A 15534-nucleotide genomic window follows, 5' to 3' on the forward strand; every position below is an offset into this window, starting at 1 on the left:
CGGCGATGGGGCCAGGCAATCGCTACTGAGCGACAGCACCCTCATCAGGCCGGCCACCGACCACAAACCACAACGGCCAGAGCGCCAGCGCCCCTGCTACGCCTGCCGCCAAGGCAAAGTGCATCAAGCTCGCCCCCGCCCCGATCATCGCCATCAGCGCCCCGCCCAAGCCCAGCAAGGCGATGGTGATCATCCCCAGCATCGCAGACACCAACCCTTTGCTCTGATCGCTGGAGAACAGCGTCATGCGGTACAGCACCGCATTGGCCACGCCCAGGCCCAGCGCATACAGCGACATGCCCGCCACCACGCTGGTCACGGTGGGCCAGTACCAGGTGGCCAGCACCATCAGGCACAAACCTGCCAGGTATGGCCACAGCGCACCGCGCACCAGCGCCGGCAGCGGATAGCGGTCAGCGATGCGGTTGATGATCAGGTTGCCCAGGATCAGCCCACCGAATACCGGCAACTGCCACAGGGCGTATTCCATCGTGCTGAGCCCCTCGTCGTGGATCAGCAATACCGGTGAGAGGCCGATCCAGCCGATCAGCGGCAGGCCCACCAGGCCCAACGCCGCGCTGCCGGCGACGAAACGCCGGTTGGCCAGCAACTGGCCATAGCCCGCCAGTAGCGGCAGCAGGTGGATCGGCGTGAACGCCAGGCGTGAGCCGTCGCGCCGCTCCACGCCCAAGGTCTCGGGCATCAAGCGGTACAGCAGCCCCCACACCAACACAGCGCCAACGGCGAACGCCACGAACAGCCAGCGCCAGTCCAGCCATTGCAACATCAGGGTACCCACCAGCGGGCCGAGCAGTGGCGACAGCAAGGCAATATTGGCCAGCAACGCCATCATCCGTACCGCATCGGCCTCGCTGAACGCTTCGTTCAGCGCCGGGTAGCTTACCGTCACCACAAAGCCCAGGCCGATGCCTTGCACTAGCCGCAGCAGGTTGAAAAGGCCAATGTCCTGCACCCAAAAGGTGGCCAGGCAAGCCGCACCAAAGAGCGCGCAACCGGCCAGCAGCAGTGGGCGACGACCATAACGGTCAGCCAGCGGGCCGATCAGCCACTGCAGCACCACACCACCGAGCAGGTACAGGTTCAACGCGTGCGGGATGTATTCGGGGCTGGCGTTCAGATGGTCGACCACCACCGGCATGGCTGGCATGACGGCGTCGCTGGCCAGGTAGGTCAGCAGTTCGAACAGGGCCAGGGTCAGGCCGAACAACAGGGCTCTGAGAGGGGTGATGTACAGCAATGGTTTCATGGTGGGGTATCGGTGCAGAGGCAGGTGGGGTCAGGCTATATGCCAGAAATGACGCGGCTTGGCTGTGAACAAGTGTAAATACAAGGGGCCGCTGCGCGCCCCAATCGCCGGCAAGCCGGCTCCTCCAGGCCCACTGCAAGCATCAGGCGCAGTGCATACCTGTTAGAGCCGGCTTGCCGGCGATTGGGCCGCACAGCGGCCCCTATGTTGCAACCTCAGCGTTACTGCGCGGCAGGCTCCTGGACCACACGAATCACCCGCTGCGGGAACGGAATGTCGATTCCTTCGGCCTTCAAGCGATCACGCGCATGTTCATTGAGCATGAACAGCACATCCCAGTAATCGCTGGTCTTGGTCCACAGGCGCAAGGATACGGTGATAGAGCTGTCACCCAGGGTCGCCACCACGGCCTGCGGCGCCGGGTCGGGCAACACGCGAGGGTCCTGCGCAAGCTCCAGCAGTACGTTGCGGGCCTTCTGCAGGTCGGCCTCGTAATCCACACCTACGTCGAACACCACCTTGCGCGTCGGCTGGCGGTTGGTGTTGGTGATGATGCCGTTGGACAGGCTGCCGTTAGGCATGATCACTGTCTTGTTGTCACCGGTGCGCAGCACAGTGTGGAAGATCTGAATGCTGTCCACCGTGCCCGCCACACCCTGCGCCTCGATCCAGTCGCCGATGCGGAACGGGCGGAACATCAGGATCAGCACGCCACCGGCAAAGTTCGCCAGGCTACCCTGCAGGGCCAGGCCGATGGCCAGGCCGGCGGCACCGATGGCAGCGACGAAGGAGGTGGTTTCGATGCCGATCATCGAGGCCACACTGACCAGCAGCAGCACCTTCAGCACGATGTTGGCCAAGGTGCTGATGAAGCCCTGCAGCGCCAGGTCGGCGTTACGCAGACCTACCAGTTTGCCCAGGCGGGCGCTGACCTTGTTGATGATCCACCAGCCGACCGCCAGGGTCAGCAGTGCCAGCAGCACACGGCTGCCGTACTCCATGATCAAGGGGACCCAGGTCTGCGATTGGCGGACCAGCTGATCGACTTCAGCGTTCAAATCCATGTTCATCTCCTGATGCCGAACGGCAAGTACACGGTAAAACCGGCCGCGAAAAATTCAGCGGCCATGGCCCCCATGGACATCATTGCGCCATCGGGGTTCCTGCCAACAAGGATCAGTCGCGGAAGTTGTTGAACTGCAGCGGCATGTCGAACTCTTTGGCACGCAAGGCAGCAATGGCCTCTTGCAGGTCATCACGCTTCTTGCCGGTCACGCGCACCTGCTCACCCTGAATGGCAGCCTGGACCTTGAGCTTGGCATCCTTGATGTGGGCGACGATCTTCTTGGCCAGCTCTTTGTCGATGCCTTCGCGGAACTTGGCCTCCTGCTTCATTTCCTTGCCCGAGGCGTAGGCGTCTTGGGTTTCCAGGCATTTCACGTCGATCTTGCGCTTGACCAGCGCCAGGCGCAGGATCTCGATCATCGCTTCGAGCTGGAACTCAGCCTCGGCAGTCAGCAGCACGGTCTGTTCCTTTTCCTTGAACTCGAAGCTGCCCTTGCCCTTGAGGTCGTAACGACGGTCGAGCTCCTTGATGGCGTTTTCGACGGCGTTCTGCACTTCGTGCTTGTCCAGTTCCGATACCACGTCGAACGAAGGCATGGTTGTTCTCCATAAAATAAAAGCGCGCTCGGTCTGAAGATGGAGCGCGTCGGGGTTTGAAGGTTAAAATGCGGGCTTATTATAACGGGTTGCGAAACGCAGATGAGCAGCACCTGGCATATTCTCGGCGCCGGTAGCCTCGGCACCCTCTGGGCTTGCCGACTGGCACGTGCCGGCAAGGCGGTGCGCCTGATTCTGCGCGATCGGCAGCGGTTGCTGGCCTATGAACAGGCTGGCGGCCTGACGCTGGTCGAACAGGACCACGCCAATCATTACGCGATCCCTGCCGAAACAGCCGATACCAACGGGCCGGTGCACCGCCTGCTGGTGGCTTGCAAGGCCTACGACGCAGCACCTGCGATCGCACGGCTGGCCCCGCGCCTGGCCGCTGGCGCGCAAATCGTGCTGCTGCAGAACGGGCTGGGCAGCCAGGACGAAGTCGCCGATCAGGTACCGCTGGCCCGCTGCATCTTCGCCTCCAGCACCGAGGGCGCATTCCGCGAGGACGACTGGCGGGTACGCTTTGCCGGCCACGGCTTCAACTGGCTGGGCGACCCGGCCAACCCCGCGGCGCCAGAGTGGTTCGACGAGCTCCATGACGCCGGTATCCCGGCTGAATGGACCGTCGACATACTTACCCGCCTGTGGCGCAAGCTCGCGCTCAATTGCGCGATCAATCCGCTGACCGTGCTGCATGACTGCCAGAACGGCGGGCTGCTGGGGCACCTGAGCGAAGTCGATGGGTTGATCGCCGAACTCGGCGAACTGCTGGGCCGCTGTGGCCAACCCGAAGCCGCCGATAATCTGGGCGAAGAAGTACAACGGGTGATCCTCGCCACGTCAGCCAACTACTCTTCGATGTATCAGGATGTGCGCGCAGGCCGGCGTACCGAGGTGCATTACTTGCTTGGCCATGCCTGCCGCTCAGCCGCGCGCCATGGCATGGTGCTGCCTGGGCTGGAACGCCTGCACCAGCGGCTGGTCGATAACCTGCGTGCACGTGGCTTGCCAAGCGCCTGACGCGCCCTTTCAACCGGATACGGACATTGCCTAGCCCATGACCTTGCGCCAACGCCTGGAAAACCTCCCGGTCGGGCAGAAGCTGCTGGCCGCCCTGCTGGTACTGCTGGTGACCATCCTGCTGGTGGCCAACCTGACGTTCATCAGCGCCGCCTACTGGATCACCCAGGAAAGCATGGCGCCGCAAGCGTTGCAGACCATCGGCCGCCTGGTCGCCAACCCTCAGCTGGCAGCACGCGCCGGCGAATCCCAGGACACTGCCACGGCGCTGCTCAAAGAGCTGGACAGCTATACGCCGCTGCGCGCTGCGGCGGTCTATGGTGGCGATGGTCGCATGTTGGCCCAATTGCAACATGGCGACCCGCTGGCCCTGCCCAAGCGCTATCGAAACATCGACGGCTGGCGCCTGATGGAATTTCGCAGCACCCAACTGATCCGTATCCCCCGTGATGCCAGCCCGCCCGCGCACCTGCTGCTGGTGGCCAGCAGCGAACTGCCAACCGCGTTCTACACCGGCACCCTGAGCGCCAGCCTGGCGATCCTGGTGTTCAGCATCCTGCTATGGCTGGTCATCGCCCGGCAGATCAAACGCCTGATCACCCAGCCGATCAATCAGCTCGAAGAACTCAGCCGCCAGGTCACCCGTGAAGAAAGCTACGCGCTGCGTGCCAAAAGGGGCAACGACGATGAGATCGGCAGCCTCGCCGACGCTTTCAACACCATGCTCTCGCGCATCGAGGCGCGCGAGCAGCAACTCAAGCGCACCCGCGACGAATTCCAGGACGCTTACGATCAGGCCCAGGGCCTGGCCGAGGAAACCCGCCACACCAACCGCAAGCTGGAACTGGAAGTCCAGGTGCGCAGCAAGATCGAGAAAAAGCTCACGGGCTTTCAGAACTATCTCAACAGCATCATTGACTCCATGCCCTCGGCGCTGATCGCCCTCGACGAGCAGCTTTATGTCACCCAGTGGAATCACGAGGCCACGGTGCTCTCCGGCACGCCGCTGGACGAAGCGCTGAACCAGCCGATCTTCATCGCTTTCGAGCCGCTCAAGCCGTTCCTGCCGCAGCTCAAGGAAACCGTGGAAAAACACCGTGTCGCCAAGATCGAGCGGGTCACCTGGGCCAAAGGCGAAGACACGCGCCACTACGCCCTGACCTTCTATCCGCTGATGGGCGGCGGCGGCCGCGGCGTGGTCATCCGCATCGACGACATCACCCAGCGCCTGTCGCTGGAGGAAATGATGGTGCAATCGGAGAAGATGCTCTCGGTCGGTGGCCTGGCGGCCGGCATGGCACACGAAATCAACAACCCGCTGGGCGCGATCCTGCACAACGTGCAGAACATCCGCAGGCGACTGTCGCCGGAGCTGCCACGCAATCAGGAGCAAGCCAGCGAGCTGGGCATCGACTTGCCCAGCGTCAATCGCTACCTGGAAAGCCGCGAAGTACCGCAACTGCTCGACGGCATTCAGCAGGCCGGTGCCCGGGCGGCCAAGATCGTCACTCATATGCTCAGTTTCAGCCGCCGCAGCAACCGCCAACTGGCACCCTGCGACCTGCCGGCATTGATCGACCAGGCCGTGGAAATCGCCGGTAACGACTTCGACCTGACCATCGGTTTCGATTTCAAGGGCCAGGCCATTGTCCGCCAGTTCGACCCCAACCTGGGGCCGGTGCCGTGCACCGCCAACGAGCTGGAGCAAGTGCTGCTGAACCTGCTGAAGAATGCCGCCCAGGCCATTCACCAACGGCCTCAGCCCAGCGAGCCAGGAAGGATCACCTTGCGTACCCGGCTCAGCCCGCCGTGGGCCGAGATCCAGGTCGAGGACAACGGCGTCGGCATGCCCGAAGCGGTCCGCAAGCGCACCTTCGAGCCCTTCTTCACCACCAAGGAAATCGGCCAGGGCACCGGGCTCGGTTTGTCGGTTTCCTACTTCATCATCACCAATAACCACAAGGGGCAGATGGAAGTGCAGTCCACGCCCGGCCAGGGCACCTGCTTCACCCTGCGCCTGCCCCTCGGCCAGCCGTCGGCAGCGGCCCCGAACCAGACGGAGACATGACATGGGCTATCGCCTGTCGAAGATTTACACCCGCACCGGTGACACAGGCGAAACCGGCCTGGGCGATGGGCGCAGAGTGCCCAAGGACCACCCGCGGATCGAGGCTATTGGCGAGGTGGACAGCCTTAACAGCCAGCTTGGGCTGCTGCTGGCCGGCCTTGCAGAGCAAGGTCTGGAGGAGGTCAGCGAGGTTCTGGCGCCATGCCAGCACCGCCTGTTCGACCTGGGCGGCGAGCTGGCGATGCCCAGTTACAAGGCACTGAACGAGGCCGAGGTGGAACGGCTTGAGGCCGCCATCGATGGGTGGAACGAGGAACTGGGGCCGTTGACGAACTTTATCCTGCCCAGTGGATCGGCGCTGATCGCCCAGGCGCACGTCTGCCGAAGCCTGGCACGCAGTGCGGAACGACGCTGCCAGCAACTGAATGCGGTTGAGCCGCTGGAAGGCGTGGGGCTGGCGTATATCAATCGCCTTTCCGATCTGCTGTTTGTGGCGGCGCGGATCATCGGGCGGCGGCAGGGGGTTGCCGAGGTGTTGTGGCAGGCTGCGGACAAGCCAGCAGGCTGACACCGCAAAGGGGCTGCCTGGCAGCCCCCTGCGACGGCCGCCTCAGGCCTCAGGCCAAAAGGCCCGAATCCCGGCAACACCTTGCGCCCCGGTTTGCCAGGCCCGCTCACGCTCGCCTGGCCCAACACCACCGAGCAGGAACACCGGCTTGCCGAACCCGGCAATCAAGCGCTGAGCCTCATCCCAACCCAGCGGCGAGGCCTCAGGATGCGTCTGCGTCAGCTGCACTGGCGAGAGCGTGACGAAATCCACACCCATCTGCTCAGCCAGTGCCAGCTCTTCAGCACTGTGACAGGACGCTGCCAGCCAACGATCTTTAGGGAAAGGCCGGCCCTTGGCGGCGTATTTGCGCAGTTGCGCAGCCGTCAGGTGCCAGCCTGCCGCGGGGAAGTCGCCCAACCACTCCAGCGGCCCCTTGAGCATCAATTGTGCCTTGCCCGCACATAGCCCCACCGCATCCACCGCCACATCGCGGTACTTGGGGTCGTACATGTCCGGCGCACGCAACTGGATCAAGCGGATGCCGGCGGCGACAGCCTTCTGTATACCCTTGAGCATCTCGGGTACGTCCAGGCCGTCCGGGGTGATCAAGTACTGATCGGGCAGGCGCGCGGCGGCCACGATCGGCTTGTTGGCCTCGGGGAACTCATACTGTGGCAAGTCCCTCGGCGACACCCAGGCCAGCGGCTGGCCTTCAGCGCCGTGGGGCTCACCGGTGAACGCTTCGACCTCACGGACATCGAGCAACACCTGTTTGTCCGGGTAGTCGTGGCTGACTTTGATAAGCGCCCGTGAACGGGTCACTTCGATACCCAGCTCTTCGCGAAGCTCGCGAGCCAGCGCCGCTTCGACGCTTTCGCCCTCCTCCACCTTGCCGCCAGGGAATTCCCACAGGCCACCCTGATGCTGGCTGTCGGCCCGTCGGGCAATGAGGATGCGGCCGTCTGTACCGCGAATCACCGCTGCTGCTACATGAATCCGTTTCACCCTTCACGCTCCGCCAGGCCTGCTTGTTGCCAGGCCTTGAAGGCCGGCCATTGGTAAATGGTTTCGATATAGCTCGCAGCCTGCGCTGGCACCTCTACACGGTAAGTACGCAGGCGCACGGCAACCGGGGCGAAGAAGGCATCGGCCAGGGTCGGCTTGCCGAACAGGAACGGGCCGCTGTCCTTGGCCACCAGGCGGCATTCGGACCACAGCGCGACGATACGGTCGATATCCACTTGCACATCCAGCGGGATGTTTTCCAGTGCTTCGTCCCGGGACAGATCGAAGGGCATGGCGCCACGCAGGGCGAAAAAACCGCTGTGCATCTGCGCACAGGCCGAACGGGCCTGGGCACGGGCTGCCACATCGACAGGCCACAAGTGGGCCTCGGGGTGGCGCTCGTTAAGGTATTCAGCGATGGCCAGGGAGTCGGCGATCACCCCGTGCTCGGTCTTGAGCAGCGGCACCTTGCCGGTGGAGGAGAACGCGAGAATGCGCTGACGGGTGTCGGGCTGGTTGAGTTTGATCAGGGTTTCTTCGTAGGGAACGCCGGCCAGCTCAAGGGCCAGGGCGCCGCGTAGCGACCAGGAAGAATACAGCTTGTCGCCGATGATCAGGTGATAGCTCATGGGTCGGCTCCGATGATGTGGCAATGTCGGTGGCCTTGGGGCTGCTGTGCAGCCCATCGCCGGCAAGCCGGCTTCCACAGGTGGCTGCGAGCAGGCTTTTCGGCGATCAGGCCATTGGATCAGGTACGGTATTCGGCGTTGATCTTCACGTATTCGTGGGACAGGTCGGTGGTCCAGATGGTTTCGCTGCACTGGCCACGGCCCAGCTCGATACGGATGGTGATCTCTTCCTGAGCCATCACTGCCGAGCCCTGCTCTTCGGTATAACTCGGGCTGCGGCCGCCTTTGCTGGCAATACACACATTGTCGAGGTACACGTCGATCAGGCTTACATCCAGCGCAGGCACCCCAGCGCGCCCTACGGCAGCAAGGATACGGCCCCAGTTCGGGTCGGAGGCGAACAGCGCGGTCTTGATCAGCGGCGAGTGAGCGACAGCGTAACCGACATCCAGGCACTCCTGATGGTTGCCACCGCCATTGACCTGCACGGTCACGAACTTGGTAGCGCCTTCGCCGTCACGGACGATGGCCTGGGCCACTTCCATGCACACTTCGAACACCGCCTTCTTCAGCGCTTCGAACAGCGCGCCGCTGGCCTCGGTGACTTCCGGCAGGCCCGCTTTGCCGGTGGCGATCAGCATGCAGCAGTCGTTGGTCGAGGTGTCGCCATCGATGGTGATGCGGTTGAACGACTTGTTGGCGCCGTCGAGCATCAGGTCCTTGAGCACGGCCGGGGCAACTTTGGCGTCGGTAGCGATGTAGCCGAGCATGGTGGCCATGTTCGGGCGGATCATGCCGGCGCCTTTGCTGATACCGGTAACGGTGACGGTCACGCCTTCGTGCTGGAACTGGCGGCTGGCGCCCTTGGGCAGAGTGTCGGTGGTCATGATGCCGGTGGCGGCTTCAGCCCAGTTGTTTTCCGACAGGTTGTCCAAAGCGGCCTGCAGGGCACCTTCGATCTTTTCGACCGGCAGCGGCTCACCGATCACACCGGTGGAGAATGGCAACACCGACTCGGCAGGCACACCGGCCAGTTCCGCAAGCTTGGCGCAAGTGCGCTCAGCGGCGGCCAGCCCCGGCGCGCCGGTGCCCGCGTTGGCGTTGCCAGTGTTGGTCAGCAGGTAACGCACAGTGCCCTGAACGCGTTGCTTGGCAAGGATCACCGGTGCTGCGCAAAAGGCGTTGAGGGTGAACACGCCTGCCACGCTGGAGCCCTCGGCGCAGCGCATGACCACCACATCCTTGCGCCCTGGGCGCTTGATGCCGGCAGAAGCGATGCCGAGTTCAAAACCCGGAACCGGGTGCAGGGTGGGCAAAGGACCAAGACCAACAGCCATTAGAGCGCTCCTAGAAAAACGGTGAAGTGATGAGGAAAGAGCGGGGCCGCTTCGCGCCCCATTCGCGGCACAAGGCCGCTCCTACAGGGACCGCGCCAACCGGTGGGCGAGCGCGATATGTGAGAGCGGCCTTGTGTCGCGAAAGGGCCGCAATGCGGCCCCAGGCTTTTACAAACGTCTGTTCAGATCACTCGATCTGACCATGGCAATGCTTGAACTTCTTGCCCGAACCACACCAGCACGGCTCGTTGCGGCCCAGCTTCTGATCGTTGCGCACCGGGGCCACGGCGACTGCCACTTCGGCACCTTCTTCGCTCAGTTGCTCGCTCTCAAGGCCTGGCGCAGGGGCGTGCTGGAACTGCATGCGGCTGGCCAGTTCTTCGGCTTCGCGGCGCAGGCGGGCCTCTTCTTCGACCGGGTCTTCGCGGCGTACCTGAACGTGCGACAGCACGCGGATGGTGTCGCGCTTGATCGACTCGAGCAATTCCTGGAACAGGGTGAAGGATTCGCGCTTGTACTCCTGCTTCGGGTTCTTCTGCGCGTAACCACGCAGGTGAATGCCGTGGCGCAGGTGGTCCATGGTCGACAGGTGGTCTTTCCACAGGTCGTCCAGCACGCGCAGCAGGATCTGCTTCTCGAAGGTGCGCAGGGCGTCGATGCCGGCCTGGTCTTCCTTCTCGTTGTAGGCGTCGGTGATTTCCTTCAGCAGCTTCTCGCGCAGGGTCTCCTCGTAGAGGTGGTCGTCCTCGTCGAGCCACTGCTGGATAGGCAGCTTGATGGCGAAGTCGCTGGCCAGCGAAGCCTCCAGGCCGGCAACGTCCCACTGTTCGGGCAGCGACTGCGGCGGGATGTGCTGGCTGATGGTGGCATCGAGCACTTCCTGACGGAACTCGGCGATGGTGTCACCGATGTTTTCGGCAGCCAGCAGGCTGTTGCGCATGTGGTAGATCACCTTGCGCTGTTCGTTGGCCACGTCATCGTATTCGAGCAGTTGCTTACGAATATCGAAGTTGCGCCCTTCGACCTTGCGCTGCGCCTTTTCGATGGCGTTGGTGACCATGCGGTGTTCGATGGCCTCACCGGACTGCATGCCCAGTGCTTTCATGAAGTTCTTCACCCGATCGGAGGCGAAGATACGCATCAGGCTGTCTTCCAGCGACAGGTAGAAGCGGCTGGAACCCGGGTCGCCCTGACGGCCGGAACGGCCACGCAGCTGGTTGTCGATACGGCGCGATTCGTGGCGTTCGGAGGCGATCACATGCAGGCCACCGGACTCGATCACCTGCTGGTGACGCTTCTGCCAGTCGGCCTTGATCTGAGCGATCTGCTCGGGGCTCGGGCTCTCCAGGGCAGCCACCTCGGCTTCCCAGTTACCGCCCAGAAGAATGTCGGTACCACGACCGGCCATGTTGGTGGCAATGGTCAGTGCACCCGGAGCCCCCGCTTGCGCGATGATCTCGGCTTCCTTTTCGTGGTACTTGGCGTTCAGGACCTTGTGCTCGATGCCTTCCTGCTTCAGCAAGTTCGACATGTGCTCGGAGGTTTCAATGGTCGCAGTACCCACCAAAACCGGACGGCCCTGGGTCATGCTTTCCTTGATGTCGGCAATGATCGCAGCGTACTTCTCGTCTGCGGTCAGGTACACCAGGTCGTTGAAGTCCTTACGCGCCAGCGGCTTGTTCGGCGGGATCACCATCACGTTGAGGCCGTAGATCGACTGGAACTCGAACGCTTCGGTGTCGGCGGTACCGGTCATGCCGGACAGCTTGGTGTACAGACGGAAATAGTTCTGGAAGGTGGTCGAAGCCAGGGTCTGGCTCTCGGCCTGGATGTTCAGGTTCTCTTTCGCCTCGATGGCCTGGTGCAGGCCTTCGGACAGGCGACGGCCTGGCATGGTACGGCCGGTATGCTCGTCGATAAGCAGGACCTGACCGTCCTGAACGATGTACTCGACGTTGCGGTGGAACAGTTTGTGCGCACGCAGGCCGGCATAAACATGGGTCAGCAGGCCAAGGTTGTGCGACGAGTAGAGGCTCTCGCCCTCAGCCAGCAGGCCGGACTGGGTGAGCATCTCTTCGATGAACTGGTGACCGGCTTCGTTGAGCTCGACCTGGCGGCTCTTCTCGTCGATGGAGAAATGGCCTTCCTGGGTGACCTGGCCTTCGACTTCTTCGATGTGCTGGGTCAGGCGCGGGATCAGGCGGTTGATCTCGATGTACAGCTTGGAGCTGTCTTCTGCCTGGCCGGAGATGATCAGCGGCGTACGGGCTTCGTCGATGAGGATCGAGTCGACTTCGTCGATAACGGCGAAATTCAGTTCACGCTGGAATTTCTCTTCCAGGCTGAAAGCCATGTTGTCGCGCAGGTAGTCGAAACCGAACTCGTTGTTGGTGCCGTAGGTGATATCGGAGGCATACGCAGCGCGCTTTTCCTCTGGTGGCTGGAAGGCCGAGACGATGCCTACGGACAGACCGAGGAATTCGTACAGAGGACGCATCCAGTTGGCGTCGCGGCGGGCCAGGTAGTCGTTGACCGTGACCACGTGCACCCCTTTGCCGGAAAGGGCGTTGAGGTAAACGGCCAGGGTACCGACCAAGGTCTTGCCTTCACCGGTGCGCATTTCTGCGATCATGCCCTCGTGCAGGGTCATGCCGCCGATCAGCTGCACATCGAAGTGGCGCATGCCCATCACGCGCTTGCCGGCTTCACGGGCCACGGCGAAGGCTTCAGGCAGCAGTTGGTCCAGTGTCTCGCCTTTGGCCAGACGCTCCTTGAACTCTGCGGTTTTGGCGCGCAGTTGCTCATCGGAGAGGGCGACCATTTTCTCTTCGAAGGCATTGACGATGTTCACCGTCTTGAGCATGCGTTTGACTTCACGCTCGTTCTTGCTTCCAAAAAGTTTCTTTAACAAAGGCGCAAACATATCGGCAGGATCTTCCACACGTAGGGATGGAGGGCGGCCCCATGAGTCGCCCGTGCAGCCCTTGGGCCGCATGCGAACGAGCATTCTACCCGGAAACGATGGTGAGGAAAGTGGTGGATTTCCACGATGCTGGCACAGCGCTTTGGCGGGGGCGTTTCTAAGATAAGGGCATTTTCGCTGAGTTCAACCCGGAGCATCATGAAACGTATCGAGAATGACTCGTATGCTGTCTGTGTGCGATGGCGCTGACGCCGTCAGTGGGGCCGATAGAGGTGTTAGACTGCCAATCTTGTAACCTGATGCGACCCCCCATGGCCTACAAACCCTCCCCCGCCCAGCCTCCTTCGGCACTGCTGCGCCAGGTGCGCCCGCTGCGCCTGTTGCTGAACCAGGCCGAACGCCTGGCGCACCTGCAGCGCCTGCTGGAAAGCCAGTTGCAACCGGCAGCCCGCGAGCACTGCCACGTGGCTTCGTGGCGCGACGGCACGCTGCTGCTGGTGGTCACGGACGGGCACTGGGCCACCCGCCTGCGCTATCAGCAGAAGCGCCTGATGCGTCAGCTGCAGGCGCTGGAAGCGTTCGGCAACCTTCAGCGCATCCTTTACAAGGTGCAGCCGCCGCTGGTTCCGGCCAAGCGCGGCGGTAACATGACCGAGCTGTCGACCAATGCCGCCGAAGGCATTCGGGGTTCCGCCGAAGGCATCACCGACCCCAAACTGCGTGAAGCACTGGAACGCCTGGCCAGTCACGCCAAGGGCAAGGGTTGAGTCAGCAGGCCTGAGCACAACCCATAAAAAAGGCCACCCAAAGGTGGCCTTAATCACTAGAGAGAGTGTTCGAACTTACACGGCCGCAACAGGGCGCATATAAGAGATCGGTGCCGTACTGGCATCTTCGAAAGTGACCACTTCCCAGGCATCGGTTTCATTGATCAGCTTGCGCAGCAGCTGGTTGTTCAGCGCGTGCCCGGACTTGTAGCCCTTGAACTCGCCAATCAGGCTGTTGCCCAGCAGGTAAAGGTCGCCGATGGCGTCGAGGATCTTGTGCTTGACGAACTCGTCTTCGGAGCGAAGGCCGTCTTCGTTAAGGACACCGGTCTCATCGACAACGATGGCGTTCTCGACACTGCCACCCAGCGCAAGGTTGTGCTTGCGCAGGTACTCGATGTCACGCATGAAGCCGAAAGTACGGGCGCGGCTGACTTCCTTGACGAACGAAGTGCTGGAGAAGTCGACGACGGCGCTCTGGGTCTGGCCCTTGAGGACCGGGTGATCGAAGTCGATCTCGAAGCTCACCTTGAACCCTTCGAAAGGCAGGAAGGTAGCGCGCTTGTCGCCCTCCTCCACTGTCACTTCACGCAGGATGCGGATGAACTTCTTGGCTGCGTCCTGCTCTTCCAGGCCGGCAGACTGAATCAGGAATACGAAGGGACCGGCGCTGCCATCCATGATCGGAACTTCCGAGGCGGAGAGCTCGACGTAGGCGTTATCGATGCCCAACCCCGCCATGGCGGAAAGCAGGTGCTCGACGGTATCGACCTTGACGTCACCGTTGACCAGCGTGGTGGACATGGTGGTCTCACCGACGTTGGCCGCACGTGCCGGGATCTCGACCACAGGGTCGAGGTCGGCGCGACGGAAGACGATGCCGGTATCGACAGGCGCAGGCTTGAGGGTCAGATAGACCTTCTCCCCGGAGTGCAGGCCGACGCCTGTGGCACGGATGGTATTCTTCAGGGTGCGTTGTCTAATCATGGCATTGGCCGCTTCAGCGCAAATTGCGAACAGGTATCAACAAAGGCTGAGGATGATAACAGACCCGGCCTTTGCTGAACACCAATCACCCTTATACCCCTGATAAATTCCATTAATCGGCCTGACGACGCAGGAAGGCCGGGATATCCAGGTAGTCCAAGTCATCCTGAGGGTTGAGTTTAGCTGCTGCGGCAGCGCCTGCGTGGGCCTGGTTGCGCATCACGGTCGGACGCTCCAGGTCACGGTAGTTGACCGCTGGCTGCTCCTGACGAACAGGGGCCGGGTTGGAGGCCTCGTACGCCTGCTGGGCAGTCTGCAGGGTGTTGTCGACCACCTTGACCGGCTTCTCGATACGCGCGCCCAGGCCAGTGGCCACCACGGTCACGTGCAGCTCATCGCGCATGTCCGGGTCGATCACGGTGCCCACCTTGACCATCGCGTGGTCGGAGGCGAAGGCTTCGATGATGCTACCCACATCGGAGTACTCGCCCAGCGACAGGTCAGGGCCTGCGGTGATGTTCACCAGGATGCCGCGGGCGCCCTGCAGGTTGACGTCTTCGAGCAGCGGGTTGCGGATTGCCGCCTCGGTGGCTTCGCGAGCACGGTTCGGGCCGCTGGCGCAACCGGTACCCATCATCGCCATGCCCATCTCGCCCATCACGGTGCGCACGTCGGCGAAGTCGACGTTGATCATGCCCGGGCGCTTGATGATGTCGGAAATACCGCGAACGGCACCGGCCAGTACATCGTCAGCCTTGGCAAAGGCGGACAGCAGGCTGGCATCCTTGCCCAGGATGGTCAGCAGCTTCTCGTTGGGAATGGTGATCAGCGAGTCGACGCTCTCGGCCAGCATGCGGATGCCTTCATCGGCGATCTGCATACGTTTGCGACCTTCGAACGGGAACGGGCGGGTTACCACGGCAACCGTGAGAATGCCCATTTCCTTCGCCACTTCGGCGATGATCGGCGCTGCACCGGTACCGGTACCGCCGCCCATGCCGGTAGTGATGAACACCATGTTGGTGCCCTGCAGCACCTCGGCGATGCGCTCACGGTCTTCCAGAGCAGCCTGACGGCCGACTTCCGGATTGGCACCTGCACCAAGGCCCTTGGTGACCCCGGTACCCAGTTGCAGGATGGTGCGCGCGCCGATGTTTTTCAGCGCCTGAGCATCGGTGTTGGCGCAGATGAACTCGACGCCTTCGATGCTGCTTTTCACCATGTGGTTGACGGCGTTGCCGCCGCCACCGCCGACACCGATCACTTTGATGACCGGGCTTTGCGGGACGTTGTCTACGAGCTCGAACATTTTCCCTCTC

General features: G+C 62.4%; 13 protein-coding genes. 4 read left to right on the forward strand and 9 right to left on the reverse strand.

The genetic code is table 11. From position 1 onward, the window contains the following. Window positions 1-22: 22 nt before the first annotated feature. The 3 genes from IWW33_RS06505 to IWW33_RS06515 all read right to left on the reverse strand — a co-directional run bounded on the left by IWW33_RS06505 (window position 23) and on the right by IWW33_RS06515 (window position 2929). Window positions 23-1267 (reverse strand): MFS transporter, encoded by a 1245-nt coding sequence (locus IWW33_RS06505; protein ID WP_046784867.1) that lies wholly within the window; start codon window positions 1265-1267, stop codon window positions 23-25. Between the two features lie 221 nt (window positions 1268-1488). Further along, a complete protein-coding gene (locus IWW33_RS06510) occupies window positions 1489-2331 on the reverse strand; it encodes a mechanosensitive ion channel family protein (protein ID WP_115273649.1) in 843 nt (280 codons plus the stop codon). A gap of 112 nt (window positions 2332-2443) precedes the next feature. Beyond that, entirely contained in the window at window positions 2444-2929 is a 486-nt protein-coding gene (locus IWW33_RS06515) for a YajQ family cyclic di-GMP-binding protein (protein ID WP_046784865.1), read from the reverse strand. 102 nt (window positions 2930-3031) lie between these two features. Between IWW33_RS06515 and IWW33_RS06520 the strand changes: the two genes are divergently transcribed. Genes IWW33_RS06520 through IWW33_RS06530 form a run of 3 tightly spaced genes read left to right on the forward strand, consistent with a single transcriptional unit; the run spans window position 3032 to window position 6585 of the window. Further along, window positions 3032-3949, forward strand: coding sequence for a putative 2-dehydropantoate 2-reductase (locus IWW33_RS06520; RefSeq protein ID WP_174142274.1), 918 nt, complete (start codon window positions 3032-3034; stop codon window positions 3947-3949). Between the two features lie 37 nt (window positions 3950-3986). Then, complete coding sequence (locus IWW33_RS06525) at window positions 3987-6017, forward strand: ATP-binding protein (protein ID WP_046784863.1); 2031 nt, start codon at window positions 3987-3989, stop codon at window positions 6015-6017. Window position 6018: 1 nt separating this feature from the next. Beyond that, window positions 6019-6585, forward strand: a complete 567-nt coding sequence (locus IWW33_RS06530; RefSeq protein WP_119688323.1) for a cob(I)yrinic acid a,c-diamide adenosyltransferase — start codon at window positions 6019-6021, stop codon at window positions 6583-6585. Between the two features lie 42 nt (window positions 6586-6627). On the opposite strand, the gene IWW33_RS06535 is transcribed toward IWW33_RS06530, so the two are convergent. From IWW33_RS06535 to secA, 4 genes are all read right to left on the reverse strand, one after another. Continuing rightward, window positions 6628-7572: a Nudix family hydrolase gene (locus IWW33_RS06535; RefSeq protein WP_119688322.1), complete on the reverse strand. Its 945-nt coding sequence runs from the start codon at window positions 7570-7572 to the stop codon at window positions 6628-6630. Beyond that, window positions 7569-8201, reverse strand: coding sequence for a glutathione S-transferase family protein (locus IWW33_RS06540; RefSeq protein ID WP_046784860.1), 633 nt, complete (start codon window positions 8199-8201; stop codon window positions 7569-7571). Before IWW33_RS06540 ends, IWW33_RS06535 begins: the two co-directional genes overlap by 4 nt. A gap of 119 nt (window positions 8202-8320) precedes the next feature. Beyond that, on the reverse strand, window positions 8321-9538 hold the full coding sequence (argJ, locus tag IWW33_RS06545; protein ID WP_046784859.1) for a bifunctional glutamate N-acetyltransferase/amino-acid acetyltransferase ArgJ: 1218 nt from the start codon (window positions 9536-9538) through the stop codon (window positions 8321-8323). A gap of 187 nt (window positions 9539-9725) precedes the next feature. Continuing rightward, a complete protein-coding gene (gene secA, locus IWW33_RS06550) occupies window positions 9726-12461 on the reverse strand; it encodes a preprotein translocase subunit SecA (protein WP_174142273.1) in 2736 nt (911 codons plus the stop codon). A gap of 311 nt (window positions 12462-12772) precedes the next feature. Here secA and IWW33_RS06555 point away from each other — a divergent pair, with 311 nt between their 5' ends. Then, on the forward strand, window positions 12773-13228 hold the full coding sequence (locus tag IWW33_RS06555) for a DciA family protein (protein ID WP_115273642.1): 456 nt from the start codon (window positions 12773-12775) through the stop codon (window positions 13226-13228). A gap of 75 nt (window positions 13229-13303) precedes the next feature. On the opposite strand, the gene lpxC is transcribed toward IWW33_RS06555, so the two are convergent. Continuing rightward, the gene (gene lpxC, locus IWW33_RS06560; RefSeq protein WP_039603495.1) at window positions 13304-14215 is read right to left on the reverse strand and encodes a UDP-3-O-acyl-N-acetylglucosamine deacetylase; all 912 of its coding nucleotides are present in this window, start codon (window positions 14213-14215) and stop codon (window positions 13304-13306) included. A 112-nt stretch (window positions 14216-14327) separates the two neighbouring features. Next, entirely contained in the window at window positions 14328-15524 is a 1197-nt protein-coding gene (gene ftsZ / locus IWW33_RS06565; protein ID WP_003251871.1) for a cell division protein FtsZ, read from the reverse strand. Between the last annotated feature and the right edge of the window lie 10 nt (window positions 15525-15534).

It is taken from the genome of Pseudomonas sp. M2 (assembly GCF_015751845.1).
Lineage (GTDB): Bacteria > Pseudomonadota > Gammaproteobacteria > Pseudomonadales > Pseudomonadaceae > Aquipseudomonas > Aquipseudomonas putida_E.

What these genes read in the sequence shown, in the direction of transcription:
- IWW33_RS06540 (WP_046784860.1), bottom strand. Translation starts at nt 8,201, where the DNA reads ATGAGCTATCACCTGATCATCGGCGACAAGCTGTATTCTTCCTGGTCG.
- ftsZ (WP_003251871.1), bottom strand. Translation starts at nt 15,524, where the DNA reads ATGTTCGAGCTCGTAGACAACGTCCCGCAAAGCCCGGTCATCAAAGTG.
- IWW33_RS06520 (WP_174142274.1), top strand. Translation starts at nt 3,032, where the DNA reads ATGAGCAGCACCTGGCATATTCTCGGCGCCGGTAGCCTCGGCACCCTC.
- IWW33_RS06525 (WP_046784863.1), top strand. Translation starts at nt 3,987, where the DNA reads ATGACCTTGCGCCAACGCCTGGAAAACCTCCCGGTCGGGCAGAAGCTG.
- lpxC (WP_039603495.1), bottom strand. Translation starts at nt 14,215, where the DNA reads ATGATTAGACAACGCACCCTGAAGAATACCATCCGTGCCACAGGCGTC.
- secA (WP_174142273.1), bottom strand. Translation starts at nt 12,461, where the DNA reads ATGTTTGCGCCTTTGTTAAAGAAACTTTTTGGAAGCAAGAACGAGCGT.
- IWW33_RS06505 (WP_046784867.1), bottom strand. Translation starts at nt 1,267, where the DNA reads ATGAAACCATTGCTGTACATCACCCCTCTCAGAGCCCTGTTGTTCGGC.
- IWW33_RS06555 (WP_115273642.1), top strand. Translation starts at nt 12,773, where the DNA reads ATGGCCTACAAACCCTCCCCCGCCCAGCCTCCTTCGGCACTGCTGCGC.
- IWW33_RS06510 (WP_115273649.1), bottom strand. Translation starts at nt 2,331, where the DNA reads ATGGATTTGAACGCTGAAGTCGATCAGCTGGTCCGCCAATCGCAGACC.
- IWW33_RS06530 (WP_119688323.1), top strand. Translation starts at nt 6,019, where the DNA reads ATGGGCTATCGCCTGTCGAAGATTTACACCCGCACCGGTGACACAGGC.
- argJ (WP_046784859.1), bottom strand. Translation starts at nt 9,538, where the DNA reads ATGGCTGTTGGTCTTGGTCCTTTGCCCACCCTGCACCCGGTTCCGGGT.
- IWW33_RS06515 (WP_046784865.1), bottom strand. Translation starts at nt 2,929, where the DNA reads ATGCCTTCGTTCGACGTGGTATCGGAACTGGACAAGCACGAAGTGCAG.